At 36.2% G+C, this 20,345-nt stretch carries 14 protein-coding genes and 1 pseudogene; 12 read left to right on the top strand and 3 right to left on the bottom strand.

What is annotated here, in order from left to right:
• Nucleotides 1–97 precede the first annotated feature (97 nt).
• Nucleotides 98–418, bottom strand: a pseudogene (locus ACG916_RS20930) (peptide antibiotic transporter SbmA); the annotation flags it as partial.
• Between the two features lie 1,173 nt (nucleotides 419–1,591).
• Here ACG916_RS20930 and ACG916_RS20925 point away from each other — a divergent pair.
• Nucleotides 1,592–2,560, top strand: a complete 969-nt coding sequence (locus ACG916_RS20925) for an esterase/lipase family protein (protein ID WP_336951603.1) — start codon at nucleotides 1,592–1,594, stop codon at nucleotides 2,558–2,560.
• Between the two features lie 299 nt (nucleotides 2,561–2,859).
• On the opposite strand, the gene ACG916_RS20920 is transcribed toward ACG916_RS20925, so the two are convergent.
• Nucleotides 2,860–5,043 (bottom strand): solute carrier family 23 protein, encoded by a 2,184-nt coding sequence (locus ACG916_RS20920; protein WP_336951602.1) that lies wholly within the window; start codon nucleotides 5,041–5,043, stop codon nucleotides 2,860–2,862.
• A gap of 982 nt (nucleotides 5,044–6,025) precedes the next feature.
• On the opposite strand from ACG916_RS20920, the gene ACG916_RS20915 reads away from it, so the two are divergent.
• The 8 genes from ACG916_RS20915 (at nucleotide 6,026) to ACG916_RS20880 (ending at nucleotide 14,330) form a co-directional block, all read left to right on the top strand.
• Complete coding sequence (locus ACG916_RS20915; protein ID WP_336951600.1) at nucleotides 6,026–7,369, top strand: putative bifunctional diguanylate cyclase/phosphodiesterase; 1,344 nt, start codon at nucleotides 6,026–6,028, stop codon at nucleotides 7,367–7,369.
• A 560-nt stretch (nucleotides 7,370–7,929) separates the two neighbouring features.
• On the top strand, nucleotides 7,930–8,910 hold the full coding sequence (locus ACG916_RS20910) for a quinone oxidoreductase family protein (protein WP_419328586.1): 981 nt from the start codon (nucleotides 7,930–7,932) through the stop codon (nucleotides 8,908–8,910).
• Nucleotides 8,911–8,921: 11 nt separating this feature from the next.
• Nucleotides 8,922–9,770 (top strand): TauD/TfdA dioxygenase family protein, encoded by an 849-nt coding sequence (locus ACG916_RS20905; RefSeq protein WP_419328587.1) that lies wholly within the window; start codon nucleotides 8,922–8,924, stop codon nucleotides 9,768–9,770.
• Nucleotides 9,771–9,834: 64 nt separating this feature from the next.
• On the top strand, nucleotides 9,835–10,887 hold the full coding sequence (locus tag ACG916_RS20900) for a beta-keto acid cleavage family enzyme (protein WP_336951594.1): 1,053 nt from the start codon (nucleotides 9,835–9,837) through the stop codon (nucleotides 10,885–10,887).
• 117 nt (nucleotides 10,888–11,004) lie between these two features.
• Nucleotides 11,005–12,348: an MFS transporter gene (locus tag ACG916_RS20895; RefSeq protein ID WP_336951592.1), complete on the top strand. Its 1,344-nt coding sequence runs from the start codon at nucleotides 11,005–11,007 to the stop codon at nucleotides 12,346–12,348.
• Complete coding sequence (locus tag ACG916_RS20890; protein ID WP_419328589.1) at nucleotides 12,348–13,001, top strand: DsbA family oxidoreductase; 654 nt, start codon at nucleotides 12,348–12,350, stop codon at nucleotides 12,999–13,001. The genes ACG916_RS20895 and ACG916_RS20890 overlap by 1 nt, the downstream gene beginning before the upstream one ends.
• Nucleotides 12,998–13,327 carry a Rieske (2Fe-2S) protein gene (locus tag ACG916_RS20885; protein ID WP_419328590.1) on the top strand — a complete coding sequence of 110 codons (330 nt, stop codon included), beginning with the start codon at nucleotides 12,998–13,000 and terminating at the stop codon, nucleotides 13,325–13,327. Before ACG916_RS20890 ends, ACG916_RS20885 begins: the two co-directional genes overlap by 4 nt.
• Nucleotides 13,320–14,330 (top strand): YeiH family protein, encoded by a 1,011-nt coding sequence (locus ACG916_RS20880; RefSeq protein ID WP_419328591.1) that lies wholly within the window; start codon nucleotides 13,320–13,322, stop codon nucleotides 14,328–14,330. Before ACG916_RS20885 ends, ACG916_RS20880 begins: the two co-directional genes overlap by 8 nt.
• Nucleotides 14,331–14,442: 112 nt before the next feature.
• On the opposite strand, the gene ACG916_RS20875 is transcribed toward ACG916_RS20880, so the two are convergent.
• Complete coding sequence (locus ACG916_RS20875; protein ID WP_419328593.1) at nucleotides 14,443–15,495, bottom strand: AraC family transcriptional regulator; 1,053 nt, start codon at nucleotides 15,493–15,495, stop codon at nucleotides 14,443–14,445.
• 641 nt (nucleotides 15,496–16,136) lie between these two features.
• On the opposite strand from ACG916_RS20875, the gene ACG916_RS20870 reads away from it, so the two are divergent.
• The 3 genes from ACG916_RS20870 (at nucleotide 16,137) to ACG916_RS20860 (ending at nucleotide 19,814) form a co-directional block, all read left to right on the top strand.
• Nucleotides 16,137–16,727 carry an RBBP9/YdeN family alpha/beta hydrolase gene (locus ACG916_RS20870; RefSeq protein WP_419328595.1) on the top strand — a complete coding sequence of 197 codons (591 nt, stop codon included), beginning with the start codon at nucleotides 16,137–16,139 and terminating at the stop codon, nucleotides 16,725–16,727.
• 192 nt (nucleotides 16,728–16,919) lie between these two features.
• Nucleotides 16,920–18,746, top strand: a complete 1,827-nt coding sequence (locus tag ACG916_RS20865) for a DUF1302 domain-containing protein (RefSeq protein WP_419328597.1) — start codon at nucleotides 16,920–16,922, stop codon at nucleotides 18,744–18,746.
• A gap of 732 nt (nucleotides 18,747–19,478) precedes the next feature.
• Nucleotides 19,479–19,814: a hypothetical protein gene (locus tag ACG916_RS20860; protein WP_336951578.1), complete on the top strand. Its 336-nt coding sequence runs from the start codon at nucleotides 19,479–19,481 to the stop codon at nucleotides 19,812–19,814.
• Nucleotides 19,815–20,345: the final 531 nt, after the last annotated feature.

Raw genomic sequence — 20,345 nt, 5'->3', positions numbered from 1 at the left:
CGTGCCATAAAATACTCCATATATTGATGTTTATAACATCATTTGGGGAGCAAAATATCACTTATAAGTGTTGTTCAAATTTCCTGATCCACCTCTCTTGAACGCCAAACCAGATATTAAATAGAATAAATGATGACCCCCATACGGACCATCTTTGCCAACGGTTATCTGATTTTAAATGCCAAAAACCTGCAAAAATAGATGTTGAGATGAAGAACCATAAATAAAACCATATAAAAGAGAGTGACCAGAAGCGACTAACGCCTATGGGAAGTTCTAAATTTGCATAACCTTTGGGTAAACCTAAAAACTCACCCCAATGGCTTCCACCAGAGTTCCACAAAAATAAATTAATAATGAACCAAGTAATTAAAGATAAAAAAAACCACTTTGGATTGGGAAAAAACGACCTAAACATGTAAAAAATGCCCTGTGACTTAAAGGAACGCAGTTAATGAGATTATTTAAATGTTATGTTATAATATAACAATAAGTGGCATTCAAGTGCATTTCTAATGTTGAGTTTTCATTTCATCTGAAATTTAAAAAATAAAAGCTGAATGTGAACTTATCGTTCTGTACTAAATGACTTTTTGGGATAGTTACAATCGAAATTGGCCAACAAAATTAGCAGTTATCATTTAACCAATGTACTTTAAATCATAAGAGAAATCTGAGTTTTGCCTTGTATCGTTTGAGGTGTATTTTCAGTAAAATTTTGATTTATAGAAAAATTTTTAAAAATAATGAATTTAAAACGGACAAGTTAAATCAATATTTAAGTAATGGAATTGTTTTTTGTAAAAGTATTTAAGCAGGTTGCAAGGGAATGCAGTGGTAATTTTTGAAAAATGTAAGGTTTTTATAGTTAAGTAATTAAATGCCATACTAATAAACAATGATGACTATTCACATCTATCTGTTTAGGTGGTATTTAGCCAACTGGACGATTTTCTTGGCTTTACACAACATCTCTAAAGTGATATCTCAGTTTTTTCAGTAAAATGAACTGATGAGTTACTTTTCGTTCTGTTCATATCCTAAGCAACGAAGTCATCAACGCCCCGTAATATAATTCAGGAATATTTTAAATATTATCAATGGGCTTCTTTAAATTTAAGCCAGCTACAAAAACTTTTCCTTCTAGCTGACGAGCTTAGTGATCTAATTAGAACAGTAGGCGACTTACAATATTTAAACAGTCAAGTAAATAAACGTGATAGATCATAAAAATCTTTCAACTATTGAGCAAGCTGAAAACTGGAAAATAATTTAATGTACTTTTAGAAAGGCAGAAAAGAAGAAACTCAGTGACAGTCAAAACTAAAAGATATTAGGACACTGCGTGATTTAGCCAAACAAATCCAGTCACCTCATTTATGCAATCAACTAAAATAAATGGGTCTGCAGAATTTTAAATATATCCATGATTAAGGAGGGTTAATAGCATTCAGTAAATAAGGATTGTAGATGGCAACCTTATTTAAACAGGAATACTATGCAAAAAACAAAAAATGCAAGGTTATAGAGGATTTATAACGTGAATGATGCTTATTTCTTAATAAAAGAAATCAAGATAGCAGGGAAATATATGAAACAGACTTTACTCACCGCTAATATTGTGGCTTTGGCCACATTGGCTATGCCAGTTTTTGCTTCTGGTTTAAACAGCGTCAGCAGCGACTATGTGGCTTCTGATTATGCAAAAACCAAATATCCTGTTGTATTTAACCATGGGATGTTTGGTTTTACTCGACTCGGTCCGACAGCTTTTGGGATGGATTATTTTTATCAGGTGCTTCCTGATTTGGCACGTAATGGTGCGACGGTTTATGCAACCCAGGTTTCTCCACTAGAATCCACCGAAGTTCGTGGCGAGCAGTTGCTACAACAAGTAGATGAAGTTTTGGCACTCTCGGGAAAGTCAAAAGTTAATCTGATTGGTCATAGTCATGGTGGACCGACCATTCGTTATATTGAAGCGATTGCACCTGAAAAAGTTGCTTCACTCACTGCTGTTGCTGGAACGTTTAAAGGGTCCAAAGTGGGAGATGACATGTTGGATAATCCTGCTGAGAAATTTTTATTTACCGTCTTAGGACAGTATATCGTTGCTCCAGTGGAATTACTCCTACAAGGTAATCCTGATTTGCCGATTAGTCTAGATCGCTCATTAAAATCATTAAGTGAAAAGGGTTCTGCAGAATTCAATGCTAGATTCCCAACTGCAGCAATCCCATCTGATTGTGGTAACGGTCAGAAGATTACCAGTAATGGGGTATATCATTACTCGTGGACAGGTAAAGCTCAAGCAACCAATCTACTTGATGTCATTGACGTTGCCATTTCCACCATGGCACCAAGATCTTATAAAAATAATGACAATGATGGCTTGGTTAACCGTTGCAATGCACATTTTGGACAAGTGATTAGAGACGACTATAATCAAACGCACCTAGACGAAATCAATCAGATTTTGGGCTTAAAAGCATGGTTTGGACCAGATCCTGTGTCACTTTATCGTCAACAGGTCAATCGTCTTAAACTTGAAGGGCTATAAGCAAATATTTAAAGAAATAGACCTAATATTTTCAAAATTAATATCAAGCGCATCATAAGGGAGTCTGAATATTCAGGCTTCTAATGTTTTGTTTAGAGTATAGTGATTGGCTTTCAGTTTAATCTTTACTAAAGATTTAGATTCTTTCATTTATGAATAGAAAGCTGATAAAGATTTATTAGAGATCCTTGCAAAAGGGGCGAAGATGACATCCATGTCGATCACTACACTTGCCTTTAAGATCAGCTTTATGCTGATATCCTTATACAGATCACAATGAGATTATACTGGTATCGACTTTATAAAAAATCTACTTTTCCAGTTTTTACATCATAAATACCACCTGCAATGCCAATTTCACCTTCTTCGACCATCTTTTTCAGTACTGGGCTATTTCTTAAGATATAGGCAATATTATTTTGTACATTTGCAATAGTCACCGCTTGAATGAAATTACTGGTGAGTTGGTAATCAGTCATTTCTTTATGTACGTTTTCAGCTGCCTGCATAATCGGTTTCAGGAAATATTGTACATGTGGGGTTTCGCTCAGTTGAGTGATATCCTTTTTTTGTTCATACATCTGACAAGCAGCAGTCACAGCACCACAGTCTGTATGTCCCAATACTAAAATTAATTTTGAGCCCTTACTCTTACAGGCAAACTCTAAAGAACCTAATACTTTTTCACCCGCAATATTTCCAGCGATTCGTAAACTAAATAGGTCACCAATTCCGACATCAAAAATCCGTTCAGTTGGCGCACGTGAATCCATACAACCTAAAACAGTTGCAAATGGATGCTGTCCAGATTGTGCAGTGACCTGAATTTGACGAGCAATATTATGATAAATACGTTCATGGTTAACGAATCTTTGATTACCTTCTTTGAGTAGCTCAAATACTTGCGAAGGCGTAAGTTGTCGTTGAATTTCCTGAGTACTGACATCAATATCCAGTTCTTCTTCTTTAATTTCAGGATAATGTATTTTAAATCCAATAAGTTTTACATCAATCCCATTTTCTGTAGCAGTTTCATCTCTAAAGTCTTTAATCACTTGATATACATCAGGATCGATGTAGTAGGTATTTGATGCATCGATCACTACGGTATCACCACTGACTATTTTCTCTAGAGCAGAAACCAAAGCCGAACGATTTAAAAAACTAATATTGGGTGCTAGTTCAATACGGGTAATATTTCCATGCAAATGTGCTTCATGGATGATACGAACTCCACGGAATAAATTATTTTTTAATACAATAATAAAGCTAATCAACAACCCCAACAAAATACCGATCAGCAGATCAGTCGCAATAATTGCAATAACCGTTACAATGAAAGGTAGAAATTGTTTCCATCCTTGACCATAGATCCGTTTAAAAAGTGAAGGACTTGCTAATTTCACGCCAGTTAAAATTAAAATGGCGGCAAGGGAAGATAATGGAACAACATTGATTAATGGTGTTAGAAATAAAACTGCAATAATCAATAAAATACCGTGAAAAATTGCAGAGAATTTAGTCTTTGCGCCACTTGCTGCATTGACTGAACTTCGAACAATCACTGAAGTAATCGGCATACCTCCAATTAAACCAGACATGGTATTTCCGATACCCTGAGCAACCAACTCTTTGTTCGGCGGAGAGGCACGCTTTTGCGGATCCATTTTGTCCGCTGCTTCAAGATTTAATAGCGTTTCAAGCGAGGCGACGATTGCGAGTGTAATGGCGCCTGTATAAATAATAGGATTATTCCATTGAGTGAAGTCAGGGAAACTGATAATTGATTCAACACCTGAAAAGATATTGGGAAGATTGACTAAATGTTCAGTGCTGACTGCGAGGCTGGAATTTGTATTGATAAAAAAATAATTTAATAACCCAGCAAAAATAACCGCAATAAGCGCAGAGGGGATCACCATTTTTTTTAAAGGTGTTTTATCCCACAATAAAATAATGAATACACTAGAAATACCAATGATTGCCGCACCATAATCAAGGTGTTGTAGTAGGCCTATCCCTTCGTTCCAACGTTGTTGAAGAATTTCAGTTTTGATCCCAAAGAGCAGAGGAAGCTGATTGATGATCAATATTAACCCGATGGCAACAAGAAGCCCCATAATCACATTGGTTGGGATAAAATTTGAATATGTTCCTAAGCGAAATAATCCAAAAAATAATTGGAGGAGACCTGCTAAAACCAAACAAAATAAGAAAGCTTGATAATTGCCTTCAAGCTTATCCAATTGCGTTAAAACAATAGCAGTAAGTCCAGCAGCAGGACCTGAGACACTGATATGAGAACCACTCAAATAACCTATAACGATTCCACCAATAACACCTGCAATAATGCCAGAAATTAATGGTGCACCTGAGGCACTGGCTATACCTAAACAGAGCGGTAGAGCGACTAAAAAAACAACTAAACCTGAGAGCAAATCATTTGTATAAAACTTTCTTTTGGGCACTAATTCCTGTTGCATAAATATTCTCGGCAAATTTATAAGTTTGATATGCATCTGGATACAGTCTATTTCATGCTGTACACCAAACTTGCCTAAGTTAGATGAGAATGTGTCCTTAGACTTTGATAAAGACCAAATGACAACAGATTACGAAAGAAACTCTATATCAGCTTTACAAATGATAAATTTTTCTGAATATTAAAGAAATTCTTAAACATTAATTCGAAAAATTAGCTAAATTATAAATATTTTAATACGTTAATTTTAATTTGATTTTTAGAGTTATAGGCTAAAAAGTGCTGATTCAGTCTATATAAATTATTGCTTGAGTAATAGAGAATGGTGATGTATTTGTTTTAAATAGGTAAGTTTTACTTGGGGACATGATATGTTTTTCCAAAAAATTATTCAGATGTAAAACTTATATTTTTTTTATATTGGGTTTTGTAGGGTTTATGAAATATTTTAGAAAATATGTTTTTTCACGTGAATTTGGTTATTTATTTGAGTGGATAAGAATGAGTATTGCTGTGTTTTAACTACACAATGCTTGTGGATATTTATTTTATCTACTCATCTGTTGGCGCTGTAACATGTGAAAAAACATGGTATATTTTGTTTTTGTCTAAGATAGTTTTTAAATTAAAGCTATCTTTTTACTACAACTCGCTTAGCAGGATGCTGGAGCATATACAATTTCATTAAAAAATACTTTTTACCTTTATGACTATTTTTAATATTATTCACAATATTGATTTTGAACACTTTTGAGCTATAAATGTCAAAAAATATAAATTGATCGATTACTAGACGGATAATTATTTAAAGGACTAAATTGAAAACGACAGTCGTTTTTAAAGCTAATCAAGCATGTTAACAAGTCAGATATTTATAATTTATAAGTATTTTTAATAGCTTAGTGTTTATTGATGTGATTCTGAAATTGTATATAAAAACAATGTGGATACTTGATCAATAAACATTTGTAATGGAGTGATTTATGGTCGTTTTATCCTATTTAAAAAACCAAAATAAATATTTCAATGCCATAAAAAACCAGCAAATAACGATTGCGGCTAAAGCAAATATTGCTATTTGTATCGCTTTTTGCCTATTTTGGACCATATATTTCAGCTTTGCAAAGATGTGGTTCATTGTTTGTATTGATATTTTTTTTACAACAATGTCTATCTTCAGTTTATTTTTGATTTTTATACATCGGATTTCAGCGGGTATATTGCTTTCACAAGTCGTCCTCTTTATTTTTCCTGTAGTTTTTTGCTTAATATTTGATGTGGCCACACTAGACCATCCTAGAGTTTCACATTTATTTCTTCCAGCAGGAGCAATATTGGGATATTTGAATTATCGAAGAGATCCCAATGCTTTACAGTTGATTTTAATTATCTTATCGATAGCTGCTTTTATCTTTTTTGGTGGAAGTGCTTTTACTTTGGATGCGGCAATACCTTTATCTGAAAGTATTCGGGCTTATGGTGGTTGGATTGCAATATCTGTTGCCACGCTTATGATGTGTATATCAATTTTTGTCATGCAATTGGAATTGCAGATAGAAAGTAAGCTGGTACATGATCTACGCTTGGCACTTTCAAAACAACAGTTTGAGCTCTTTTATCAACCTCAAGTAAATTCTTCTGAAAAAATTATAGGTGCTGAAATTTTGCTACGTTGGCATCACCCGACGCTTGGATATATCCCAGCAAACGATTTTATTCCTGTCGCAGAAACTTTGGAGTTAATGCCTAAAATTGGAGATTGGATACTGATTCAGGCAACTAAAGTATTACAACAATGGAGTAAAAATGAATCTACAAAAGATCTTACACTTTCAGTCAATATAAGTGCTGATCATTTTATGCAAGAGAATTTTGAGCAAATCGTGACCTCTATGGTGGAGAGAAATGCAGTGCTTCCATCCCAACTCATATTAGAAATAACTGAAAGGGTTGCGTTAAATAATATTGAAAGTGTTATAGAAAAAATGGGCTTTCTGGATAAAAATGGCATTCAGCTTGCTTTAGATGATTTTGGCACAGGTTATTCATCATTAAGCTATTTGCAGAAAATGCCCATTAGCCAGATCAAAATTGATCAGAGTTTTGTACAAGCGGCTTTAGATGATGAACGCTGTAATAAATTGGTCTATGGAATTGTTAAAATTGGCCTTGATTTAAACTTGCGTGTTTTAGCTGAGGGGATTGAGACCTATGAGCAATTTAATCGCTTTCAAGAAAATGGCTGTACTGAATTTCAAGGCTACCTGTGGGGATGTCCTATGCCTTTAACGGATTTTATGCATAAAATAGCTGAGGAAAAGCATTAATGTTTCCGAGAAAAATCATAAGAATAAGAAATAGGCTGTTTTAGATCTATCTTTGATTCAATGGTTGTATTGTGAAAGCCTTTAAGAATTAAATGGGTTTAAATTAAATATTTTCTAAGTTAGCTAAGTTTTGTGATAAGTCTTTAGAGGTGGATCATTCTAGTTTTATTGAAAGTTAAAACTGAATTTTAAATTGTTCAGAAGTCTCAACCTGTTTAAAAATTAAAACAATAAGTGAAATGATTTATTTACTCTAAAGACTGATTCAATTCTAGAATTTCCAAGAAATAGGCTTACAGCTAAAATTTCCCATACCAATTGGGTGGTCACAGATATACAAGTATAAGTTTTAAAAAAACAACATAGGTGATCTGTTTTTAAAATCATAAAATAATTTAAAAACAGTGCCTTACTCAACTAGCTTACAATTTTAAAAACAAGCGTGTCGTAAAATGCTAAGTCAGTGTCGTGTTATGTAAAGTGAGCTGCATCTGCTGTGTTGTAGTTTTAATCATGATTTTTAAATATTGATAAAAATACGGCATGGATAGGGAAATGGCATGAATAAAGCAATACGGTTTTATGAAACAGGAACACCAGATGTTTTGCAATATGAAGACATTGATGTTGGTGAACCAGCAGCAGGGCATGTGCGTCTGCGTCATGTGGCAGTTGGATTAAATTATGCTGACACTTATTTTCGCGATGGTACATATAAAATTCCACTGCCAAATGGTATGGGCGTAGAAGCGTCTGGTGTAGTCGAAGCTGTGGGGGAGGGGGTAGATCATATTCAAGTGGGTGATCGAGTCACTTATACCGGCTTTTTAAATACTTTAGGTGCTTATAGCACTGCACGTTTAATCTCGGCTGATGTATTAATCAAACTACCTGAAGAAATCTCTTGTGAAACAGCCGCAGCAATGACCATGCGTGGTTTAACCTCGGCTTATTTAATGCGTCGTATTTATGACTTTAAAAAAGGGGACAGCATTTTATTACATGCCGCTGCTGGTGGTGTGGGTTTGATTGTTTCTCAATGGGCAAAGTTACTCGGTTTAACTGTGATTGGTACAACCTCTTCAGAAGAAAAAGCGCAAATTGCCCGTGCACATGGCTGTGATCACGTCATTAATTATAGCTATGAAAATGTTGCAGAACGAGTACGAGAATTAACCGATGGGGTCGGTGTAAATGTGGTCTTTGATAGTGTCGGTAAAGACACGTTTATGGCATCGCTTGATTCGTTAAAACGCCGTGGCTTATTGGTTTGTGTAGGGACTGCTTCAGGTGCAATTCCAGAATTTAATCCGGTCTTATTGGCAATGAAAGGCTCTTTATATATGACCCGCCCAGCACTAGCAGATTTCATTGTCGATCCTTTAGAAAAACAAGAACTTGCCAATGAGTTATTTGATCATGTCCGACATGGACGCATCAAAATTGAAATCAATCAACGCTATGAACTCAAGGATGCAGTTCAAGCTCACCGTGATCTAGAAGCACGTAAAACCACGGGATCATCAATTTTTGTCATTTGAAGGGATGTCTTATGCAAGTTGAACAATTAAGTTGCAATATCGGTGCAGAATTGTTAGGTGTAAATCTGGCTGATGCGATTGGCGATGATGGGTTATTTACTGAAATTCATCAGAATTTGTTAAAGCATCGGGTTTTATTTTTAAGAGACCAAGACCTAAGCCGAGCAGAACATGTGGCATTTGCTGAGCGTTTTGGACAACTAGAAAGTCATCCTGCTGTCGGAAGCCATCCAGAGCATCCTGGACTGGTACAAATTTATAAAAGCCCAGAGAGTCCAATTGATCGTTATGAAAATGCTTGGCATAGCGATGCAAGCTGGCGCAAAGTTCCGCCAATGGGGTGTGTGCTACGTTGTATTGAATGTCCGACAGTGGGTGGCGATACCATGTGGACCAATATGGTGATGGCGTATGAAAATTTACCTATAGAAATCAAAACAAAAATTGCAAATTTACGTGCCTATCACAGTATTGAAGCCAGTTTTGGCGCAATGATGCCGATTGAAAAACGTTTGGCATTAAAAGTACAGTTTCCTGATGCAGAACATCCTGTGGTACGTACTCATCCAGAAACGGGTGAGAAGATTCTTTATGTCAACGCGTTTACCACTCATTTTAGTAACTACCATACCAAAGAACACGTTCGTTTTGGACAAGATGCCAATCCTGGTGCAACCGATTTACTGCGTTATTTAATTACCCAAGCCTATATTCCAGAGTACCAAGTTCGTTGGAGTTGGAAACCGAATAGTATCGCAATTTGGGACAATCGCAGTACCCAACATTATGCCGTAATGGACTATCCACCATGTCATCGAAAAATGGAACGGGCAGGCATTATTGGCGATGCAACTTACTAAGCGTAGCAGTAGCAGTTAAAGATTTTATCCAAACCCTAATTCTAAAATACATATGGAGATGTTTATGCAATTCTTTGATGACTCATTACACCCTGAAAACATGGACAAAGTGGTGATTACGGTAGCGCCTTATGGGCCTGAATGGATGCCTGAGGATTTTCCTGAAGATATCCCCGTGACCATGCAAGAACAAATTCAAAAAGCGGTAGAGTGTTATGAAGCAGGTGCCTCAGTCCTCCATTTGCATGTTCGAGAACTAGATGGGAAAGGTTCGAAACGTCTGTCTAAGTTCAATGAACTCATTGCCGGTGTGCGTGAAGCGGTGCCTGATATGATTATTCAAGTGGGTGGATCAATTTCTTTTGCTCCAGAAAGTGAAGGTGAGGCTGCAATTTGGTTAAGCGATGATACGCGTCATATGCTGGCTGAATTAATGCCAAAACCAGACCAAGTAACCGTGGCAATCAACACCACTCAAATGAATATTATGGAGTTGCTCTATCCTGAATATTTAGAAGGCACTTCTTTGTCTCATCCAGCAATTCAGGCTGCTTATGCTGAAATGACTGTACCAGCAGGCCCAGCATGGGTAGCAGAGCATTTAAAGCGTTTAACTCAAAATGGCATTCAACCGCATTTCCAGTTAACTGGGATGCATGGTTTAGAAACGCTGGAACGTATGGTGCGTAAAGGGCTGTATAAAGGTCCGTTGAATTTAACATGGATTGGAATTGGGGGCGGTTTTGATGGGCCAAATCCTTTTAACTTCTTTAACTTTATTCATCGCGTACCTGATGGCTGTACTTTAACTTCAGAGTCTTTACTTAAAAATGTTTTGCCGTTTAACACCATGTCAATGGCGATGGGCTTACATGCACGTGTCGGAAATGAAGACACCATTATCGATCATCAAGGGCAACGTTTTTCTTCAGTACAGCAAATTCAACAGACTGTGCGTATTGCCCATGAATTAGGTCGTGAAGTCGCATCAGGTAAAGAAGCACGTGAAATTTATCGTATTGGCGTGCAATACGACACGATTGAAGAAACCTTGTTGGAAAATGGTATGGCGCCCAATCGTAAAGCTGGTCAAAAGGGTGTTCCACAGCGTAAATAATGTTTTGAGTCTAAAGGATTTTTGATTCAAACAGTGAGAACCAGAGGATTACGTTACGGTGAAGTCGCGTAGTCATCAAAAAAATCAATGATAAATTATAAAACACAAGGATAACGTATGGATGCGCATCAATATTCAAGTCCTACGGGCGGTGTAGATACTTCGGTTGGCATACCACGTAAATATGCATGGTTGGTTTTTGCACTCACATTTGGTTTGTTGATTTCTGACTATATGTCACGGCAAGTCTTAAATGCAGTATTTCCATTGGTCAAAAGTGAATGGGCTTTAACAGACAGCCAACTCGGATTATTAAGTGGGATTGTGGCGTTGATGGTGGGTTTATTAACCTTACCTTTATCGATCTTGGCAGATCGTTTTGGCAAAGTAAAAAGCTTAACTTTGATGGCCGTATTATGGAGTATGGCAACCTTAGGCTGTGCAATTGCTGAAAGTTATCAACATATGTTTATTGCCCGATTTATGGTGGGTGTTGGCGAAGCTGCCTATGGTAGTGTCGGGATAGCTGTTGTTGTAGCAGTTTTCCCCCGTGATATGCGTGCAACTTTAGCAAGTGCTTTTATGGCAGGTGGTGTATTTGGTTCATTCTTAGGCATGGCTTTAGGTGGTGTCATGGCTGAGCATTTTGGTTGGCGTTGGGCATTTGGTGGAATGGCTGTTTTTGGGCTGATTCTGGCATTTTTATACCCTATTGTGGTTAAAGAAAACAAGATAGGAAGCATTCAGCGAAAAATTAAGATCCAACAGAAACAGGATAAGTCGATAAGTCCTTTGAGATCGATTTATTCAAGTCGGTCTGTGATCGCCACTTATATTGGCAGTGGCTTGCAATTGTTTGTGGGTGGCACGGTCATCGTTTGGCTTCCCAGTTATCTCAATCGATATTACGGATTGGGGACAGATAAAGCTGGGTTGGTCGCAGCAATGGTTGTACTCAGTAGTGCAGTTGGTACGATTTTATGTGGGATGTTATGTGATCGTTTAGGACGTGATCGACCAGACCGAAAAGTCAGTTTGGCGATTGCATTTTGTTTGATCGGTTGTGTGTTGCTATTCATCGCTTTTGCCATGTCTGTCGGAAATGCTCAATTGATCATGATTTGTATTGGGATGTTTATCGCTTTGGGTACCAATGGACCATCCAGCGCAATGGTTGCCAACCTGACACATCATTCTGTACATAGCACAGCATTTGCAACTTTAACACTAGCAAATAATTTTCTCGGCTTAGCTTTAGGACCTTTAGTGATTGGGAAGCTATCTGATCTAATCGGTTTACATCACGCTTTTCAATTGATGCCACTGATGAGCATTGTGGCTGCTGCCGTATTCTTCTATGCAAAACGCCATTATGCCAATGATATTAAAAACTTTAATGTACAAACAGCACGACAAGGTCAAACAGTACAAGCACAGTCATGCAATATGGGTAATCAATAATGACGCGTAAAATGAATATTGAAGTTTTTTTTGATTTTATCTGTCCATGGTGTGTGATTGGAAAACGTCAATTACAGACTGCGATTCAAAAATTAAAACAAAGTGATCCAGATGTTGTGGTCAATATCCAATGGCGTGGTGTACAGCTTTTACCCCATATTCCGTTGTTGGGGGTTCCTTTTGGTGCCTTTTATTTACAAAGATTAGGCAGTTCAACAGCGGTTCGAATGCGCCAAACTCAAGTTCGTCAAGCCGCGAAAGCGGTCAATGTCGATATTGATTTTGATCAGATTCGGCGTATGCCAAACACAGCTATGGCGCATCATTTTTTTGCAAATATTTCAAAAGTATATCATTCAGATCAAAGTGAGCGATTTTTAGATGCGCTATTCACAGCCTATTTTCATCATTCGGAAAATATAGGTGAGTTAGCAACATTGCAGAAAATAGCCATGTATTGTGGTTTTGCGGATGAGATAGTTGAAAGTATTTTAGCCAAGCCATTTGTTCCTTTTATCTCAGCAGATACAGGGGGTAAAGGGGTGCCGTATTTTGTTTTTGATGGAAGTTTTGCAATGGCTGGGGCACAACCTGCAAGTGCACTTTATCAAGCAATGTTGGATACGCTTCAAGCACAAGGACAAATGGTATGACCTTGCGTTTTCAAGTTCCTCAAGAAAAAATTCCAACTGTAGGCAATCGATCCTTTTTGATGATTGGTGACCAATCCCTGATTTTATTTAATATTGCTGAACAATTTTATGCGATTGAAGACAGTTGCCCACATCAAGGTGCTTCTCTCCTCAATGGAAAATTGGAAGGCAAAGTGATTCAGTGTTGTGCACATGGTTTACGTTTTGACCTGGCAAATGGTTATTTACTCAATTCAACACAGCTGAAAGTACAAATATACCCAGTAGAGGTGATTGGAGAAAATGTCTTTATTGGTTTAGATTTGGGAGCCGCGTTTGATGAGTAAATTAGCTCCTATTGTTTGGCGACAACGTCTAAGTGAACTCATGCCAGGATTTATTGTCAGTACTGTTGTTGCCACAGCGGCCTGTTTTTTATCTGAGCATTATGGTGCGCCAGTGATGTTATTCGCTTTGTTGCTCGGGATGGGTGTGAACTTTCTTGCAACAGAAGGAAAGTGTAAAGCGGGTATCGAATTTACTGCGCGAGAAGTACTGCGTTTTGGGATCGCTTTACTCGGAATGCGAATTACCCTTGAGCAAATGACTGCGCTAGGTTGGCAACCCCTTGTTTTGGTGATTTCATTAGTTGTTATTACCATTCTAGCTTCAGTCATTACAGCCAAAGTGCTTGGATTTAATAAGTTTTTCGGTATGCTGACAGGAGGAGCGACGGCCATTTGTGGGGCTTCCGCAGCATTGGCCTTATCTGCTGCTTTACCAAGTCATCCTCAAAAAGAAAAAGCAACCTTATTCACGGTGATTGGGGTGTCCGCACTATCAACTTTGGCAATGATCGTTTATCCGATGATTGCGCGATGGTTAGAATTAACCCCTCAACATGCTGGAATTTTTTTAGGTGCAACTATCCATGATGTCGCCCAAGTGGTAGGGGCAGGCTATAGCATGTCTACAGAAGCAGGTGATACTGCAACAGTGGTGAAATTGATGCGTGTTGCCATGCTTTTACCCGTCATCATTTGTGCAGCCATGATTACTCGTAGGCAAGGTTCGCCGTCTACTGGGAAAAGACCGCCATTGTTGCCATGGTTTGCAGTGGGATTTTTGATTCTCGCATGTATTAATAGTACTGGATGGGTGCCAACACTCGTTCAAGGTGGAATAAATGAATTATCTCGTTGGTGTTTGATTATTTCGATCAGTGCTTTAGGGATGAAAACACAATTAAAAGAGTTAGCAACAGTCGGTATAAAACCGATACTGCTGATGATTGGAGAAAGTATTTTTCTGGTATTGTTGGTATTAAGCCTGATGCATTGGTTGTTTTAATTGGTCATTCATTGAATAAAAGTTTTGCAAGGCGCAATAAAAAAATTTGCTAGGTGCAAAACTTTTGTTTTGATTCGTTTTTAAGTTATTGTTTTGAAATCAATACCAAACGTCAGTAGCTCATTGGTTTAATTTTTATCATATTCGCATCGATGATCTCGGTTTTATTGTGGGTACGCCAAGCATTCGGTGTTATCCCAAATTGACCAATAAACCATCGGGTAAAAGAGCTTGGCATAGAGTAACCAAGAATATCTGAAACTTGTGCCAATGAGTAATTGATATTTCTTAAATAGCGAAAGACCAAATTTTTGCGTACATCATTCATTAATTCACTAAAATTTGTTTGTGCGGCTTCTAGACGACGTTGCAACGTTCTAACATTGACCTCATGCGTTTGAGCAACTTGATCAATTGTAGCTCGTCCCATCGGTAAAAGCAGATAGATACTTTTACGGATATCAAAAATAAGTGATGACTCATTATCTTTTTGTAAGATGTCGAGATCTAAATAGCGCTGTGCATGGTCTGCCATTGCTGTATTTGCTTGTGGATTGATTTTATCAAGTTCAGATGATGAGCAGACAATACCATTAAACTCACTACCAAACTCAAATGAACTCCCAAAGATACGTTGATGCACAGATAAGTCATGTGGTGCATCATGAGTAAAATGAATACTTAATGGTTGCCATTTTTGAGCTGACAATGTAGCACAGAATCGCTGAATAATCCCCAAAGCTAACTCAATTGCTTGGCGACTATATTTTGCTGAAGCGGAAATAACTTCCACGCGAATAATCACTGTTTTTCCAACTTCTTCAATATATATTTCAAGCGCGTTATTGATGATATTTCTGTATTTTACAATTGTTTTTAAGGCATCACCTAAGGTTTGCTGATAACTTAACAATAGGCTAAGTTTGCCAAAATCAGCAATTTGTCGTTGTTCTGCCATATGTAGACCAAATACTTCGCAGCCACTGATTTGAGCAGAATGTTCTAACAATGTAATGACTTTATCGACCGAAATACGTTGTTTTGAATCATTTAATTGAGCAGAATAAATTCCAGCATCAGATAATAAATGGTATGGATTGAGGTCTAACTGTCGACTAACATCTAGATAATTTTTGAGTACCGCTGTATGTGCAAGAGGAATCAATTTCCAATCTCCTTATTTTTTTATTAACCATCCTGGTCAATACATTATTGTTTACAAACTTTGCTAATAAGCACTATAAAAATTTCTAGCATTTCTGCAATCTCGACAATTTTATCAAAATATCTTAAAAAAAGTATCTCAATTGAGTACACATTCAGGTGATAGAAATAAATTATCAAATTTGCTTAGAAACATGAGTGTTTTAAAAGGACTGAACTTTCTTGAGTAATCAGTAGCTTTATAAGCTAAGTTGGCTGTGCAAAGTCATTCGAATAGTACATCAACTCTATAAATCTGATTCATTAAAATTTCCCTGTAGTTCACTTTTTATGGTTTCAGTGGAATCTTTCTGAAACACGACACCATTATTCAAGCAGGTCTTCTTTAAAGCAATCTCAAGTACGTTATAAACAACATTTAGAATTTATTAACAAATATTTAAATTTTAAAATATAAAAATAAAATCAATACCTTATATTTTTGATTGCTTATGTTTGAAGGATTTTTTGATAGGTAATTTGTCATCAAATGAAAAGAAGTTGTCATCAAATGTGCATCAGCAAAATCAACTAAATCGTATTGTGAATAAGCAATTTATAGAATTCACATTCATTTATTCACTCATAATTTAAGGTAGATCAATGGAAAAAATACAAACAAAGGCAACTGTTTTAATTGTCCCAGGTTTACGTGACCATGTCGCTGAACATTGGCAAACCTTATTGGAAAAAAGGCTGGTCAAGGTACGATCTGTCCCTCCGCTGGAAACAGACAAAATCAACTGCATAAAAAGAGTTAAAGCGATCCAAGCACAACTAGAAGAAATCGATGGTCCTGTGATTTTAGTTGCACATAGTGCAGGGGTATTAATGATCGTTCATTGGGCAGCTAAATATCAATACAAGATTCAAGGAGCTTTGTTGGTGACACCACCTGATTTATCAGCCAAATGGCCTGAAAATTATCCAAATTCTGCAATGCTAAAAAAACTAGGATGGGATCCTTTACCCAACAAAATTTTGCCATTTCCAAGCATTGTGGTTGCAAGTACCAATGACCATTTAGCCAGTTACAGTGCAGTTACGACAATGGCAAAAACATGGGGCAGCCGATTGGTGAATTTAGGCGAAGTGGGGCATCTTAATCCAGCTGCTGGCTATGGCTATTGGGTACAAGCTGAACAATTTATTCAACAATTAGACCGAGTGGATGAGTCTATATGTATCGCTTAGTTTTAGATATTTATAGTGGAATGGTTTTAGAGATTGCTTGTTTAGTATACACGCCGTTTTAAGACAGCATTGCTCATAGGCTAGTAGTATTCGTAACAGATTAAACAATTAAAAAAAATGCATATTTCAAAACAGTCAACATGGCTACTTATGAAATTAAATCAAATTAAATCATGTCGATATGGAGATCGAATGATGAAAAATTATTTATATAATAAACACACTGTTATTTTTACTCAAAAATTTGGTGTCTTTTTAATATTGTGCTTAAGCCTTTCAAAAGTATCTGCGACAAGTGTTGAGATTAATGATGATTGGAAATTTGAAACCAATACGATGTTCAGCTTAGGTGCAAATTGGAGTATTCAAGATGCTTCAAATCAGTTGGTGTATAAGCCTGATGCAAATCATATCGGTAAGAATGGTTTAAGCATAGATGTGAATGGCGACGATGGACATTTGAATTTCAGTAAAAACGATAATATTTCTCAAATTGCAAAAGGGCTGACCGAGTTTCGTTTAAAAGGAAAACAACAAGGTGCAGTACTCAGTGCTAAATATTGGTATGACCATGCTTATGAAACTGGTCGTGGAGATTTAAAAGCCTTTGATGATTCTAGATGGCCTATATTAGCCAAATTTAAGGGTATTGATCTTTGGGATACCTATATCTGGAAAAACTTTACTTTACAAAATGGTCAAAATGCCAATCTAAAATTAGGTAAACATAGCTTAAATTGGGGGAAATCGCTGTTTTTCCAAAATGGTTTAAATTCAGTCAGTGCCTTGGATTATGCTGCAATCAATCGGCCGGGAGGGGAAGCAAAAGAACGAATAATTCCTGTCGAAATGTTTTCATTCGAGGCTGGAATAACGCCAAACCTTAAATTAGGTGGTTTTTATCAGTTTAAGTTTAGACCTTCTATTGTGGACGGTTGCGGAACATTTTTTGCAATTTCTGACTTTGTTCCAGAAAATTGTGGGCCAATTATTTTGACCGTTACACCAGGAGATAAGTTGTCTGAAAGTGCTTTAGATGCAAAGACCTATATTCCACGTTCAGAAAGTCGGTATGCTGGAAATAGCGGACAATATGGATTCTCTTTAAAGCAAAGCTTATTGGGTTGGAACAATGCTGAACTTGGCTTATATTTCGCAAATTATCACAGTCGTAATGCTAATTTTGACGGTACAGCAGTGACAGCCTCCGGACCTGCACATTTTAATACAGCCAGATTTTTTTCAGTTTATCCAGAAAATATCCAAATGTATGGATTAAGTCTTGCGGGAAAATTGGGTACTACGTCTGTTTTTAGCGAATTAACACATAAAGCAAATCAACCTTTGCAATTAAATGGTACAGATATTGTCTATGCACAAGTTCTAGATAAAGATACTCCGCTCACTCCACCTGGGGTTGCAGCTGAATTTGGACAATATCTTGAAGGTTATGTACGAACACCAGTAACGCAATTTTCAGTAGGTGCAAGTGATCATCTGAATAATATATTGGGTGCAACTACGCTGAATTGGGCGGTAGAAATTGCAGTCAATCATATTGCAAATATCGGTAATCATCGCTTTGGGCGAGTAGGGGCTTTTGGGCGGAGTGAGCTTTCATCTGGTGCCTATAATCCTGAAACTGAGGAATACAAATGTACGCTTTATGGCACAGCACACCTTGCAAATGATGTAGTTGATCGTATGAATGAGCGCTTTTGTAATAAAGATGGTTTCTTTACTGAATGGTCTTACGGCTATCGTTTACGTGGAGTGTTAAGCTATCAAGATATTTTACCAGCAGTTGTCATTACACCTAGTTTTATCTTTCGCCATGACATAACAGGATCTAGCCAAAATTTTCAAGAAGGTCAAATGAGTATCGCAGCTACTATTTCAGTAAGCTATCAGCAAAAATATACTGCTGAACTTGCATATACCAATTTTTTTGGTTCGAATGATTTTAGTACAATCGATGACCGAGATTTTGCTTCATTGATATTTAAAGCTAATTTTTGAAGTTGGGAATTTAAAAATTGGATGCTATGTTTATTGGATCGTTGGTGTCAAAAAAAGCTCATCTTTTAATCATAAATATTTAACTTATTTATAGATCAAACGGCTATATAGCTTTGGGAAAAACTGATTTTTCTATTGTTGAAGGTATTAAATTATTCAAACTTATTGATATGGAAGCTGTTAGATTCTCTAAGGATATTGATTGTGATATGCTTTTTAATCATTATAAGAATGGGCATATCCCTCTCAATATTTAATCATATTTGCCAAGGCGAGGTGATCAGAATAAATGCTCAATAACTTTATAATTAGTAAGCTCACCGAAAATAAAAAATATAGATTTAATAATTAACGTCATATTAATTCACTTCCAATCAAAACTAAAATTAAGCAATACAGAAGATAGAATAAGGATAAAAATTATTATCAATAGTATCTGTTAAATTGGCCTAAAATTAACCTGTTGTTTGGTGGTGAATTACATGAAATATGCATTAAATTATAATAATATGAACACTATTACAAGCTGTATTTTAAAAAAAATATAAATTTAAATATTTGTTTTTAAATTATATTTTTAATAAACTATGTATTTAATTATAATATAAAGAAGTGTGAAAGTTTGCAAAACAAGGTAGGTGGTGTTAAAAAATGTGCATTATCTGAATAGCTTAAAGTGTTCTAGCAGATATATTGAAGAATAGAAATATGAATGTTGGATATAAATAAATAATGAAAATTTATGAAATGGTGTTTCATAAAGGTATAGATGAAAGCACTCATTTTTTTTATAGTGAAAATACCTATGCTTCACGTCAGCATTTTATTGAATTAATACGTTTAGATATTGATGCTGAACTGAGTAATTTTAAATTGGCATGTCTAAGTGATGATCAATATGATTTAAAAGCATTATTTGAAGAAGTTCATAAAGAAAGCCATTTCCATGTAGATAGAATGGAAGCTGAATTTCTTCGTGATGCAATCGCTACAATTGACCAATGCATTTGTTTAAGAGTTAAAGAACGAGATGTTCTTCAGCCAAGTGGAAATACTTATCATCTTTAGTCACCCTCTAAATTTTATAGACATTCGTATAAATTTTTGATTTTCGGTCGACATGTTAAAGTGTCATATCGGATCCCATTCTTCACCCCAGAACGAATGGGATTTTTTTTGATGAATAGATAAAATAACGGTTAAGTCTTAATATTTATTGATAAAATCGTAGTTTAACGAGGTCTCTATGACTAATTTGTAGTCTCTTAATAATGATGGTTCTATCCATACAAAACAAATACGAGCAACGATTGGAAAGGTTAATATTAGTTGCTTTTCTTTGGATAATATCAGGGTTACTCTGTCCTCATATTTTTAATACATAAAATCAGATGCAAGAATATTTATTTTTTGTAAATGTAAGTGTTGAAAATAAAAGATATTCTAAAATTTTTTAGGTGTAAAACTTAAAAGAAAGATGGGAGTAATAAAGTATCCTAAAAAAGAGAGGTGGTCCCACATGTTTGAACAACTAAAAGCTTATTTATAAGTGATACTCTGCTCTAGTTAAGCTACCTTATTTTGTTGTGGTAGCTGGTC

This window comes from Acinetobacter legionensis (assembly GCF_048552295.1).
In the GTDB taxonomy this organism is placed as follows: domain Bacteria; phylum Pseudomonadota; class Gammaproteobacteria; order Pseudomonadales; family Moraxellaceae; genus Acinetobacter.
Note: the sequence above shows the minus strand (reverse complement) of the source record. Positions and strands in the feature narration are given on the sequence as shown.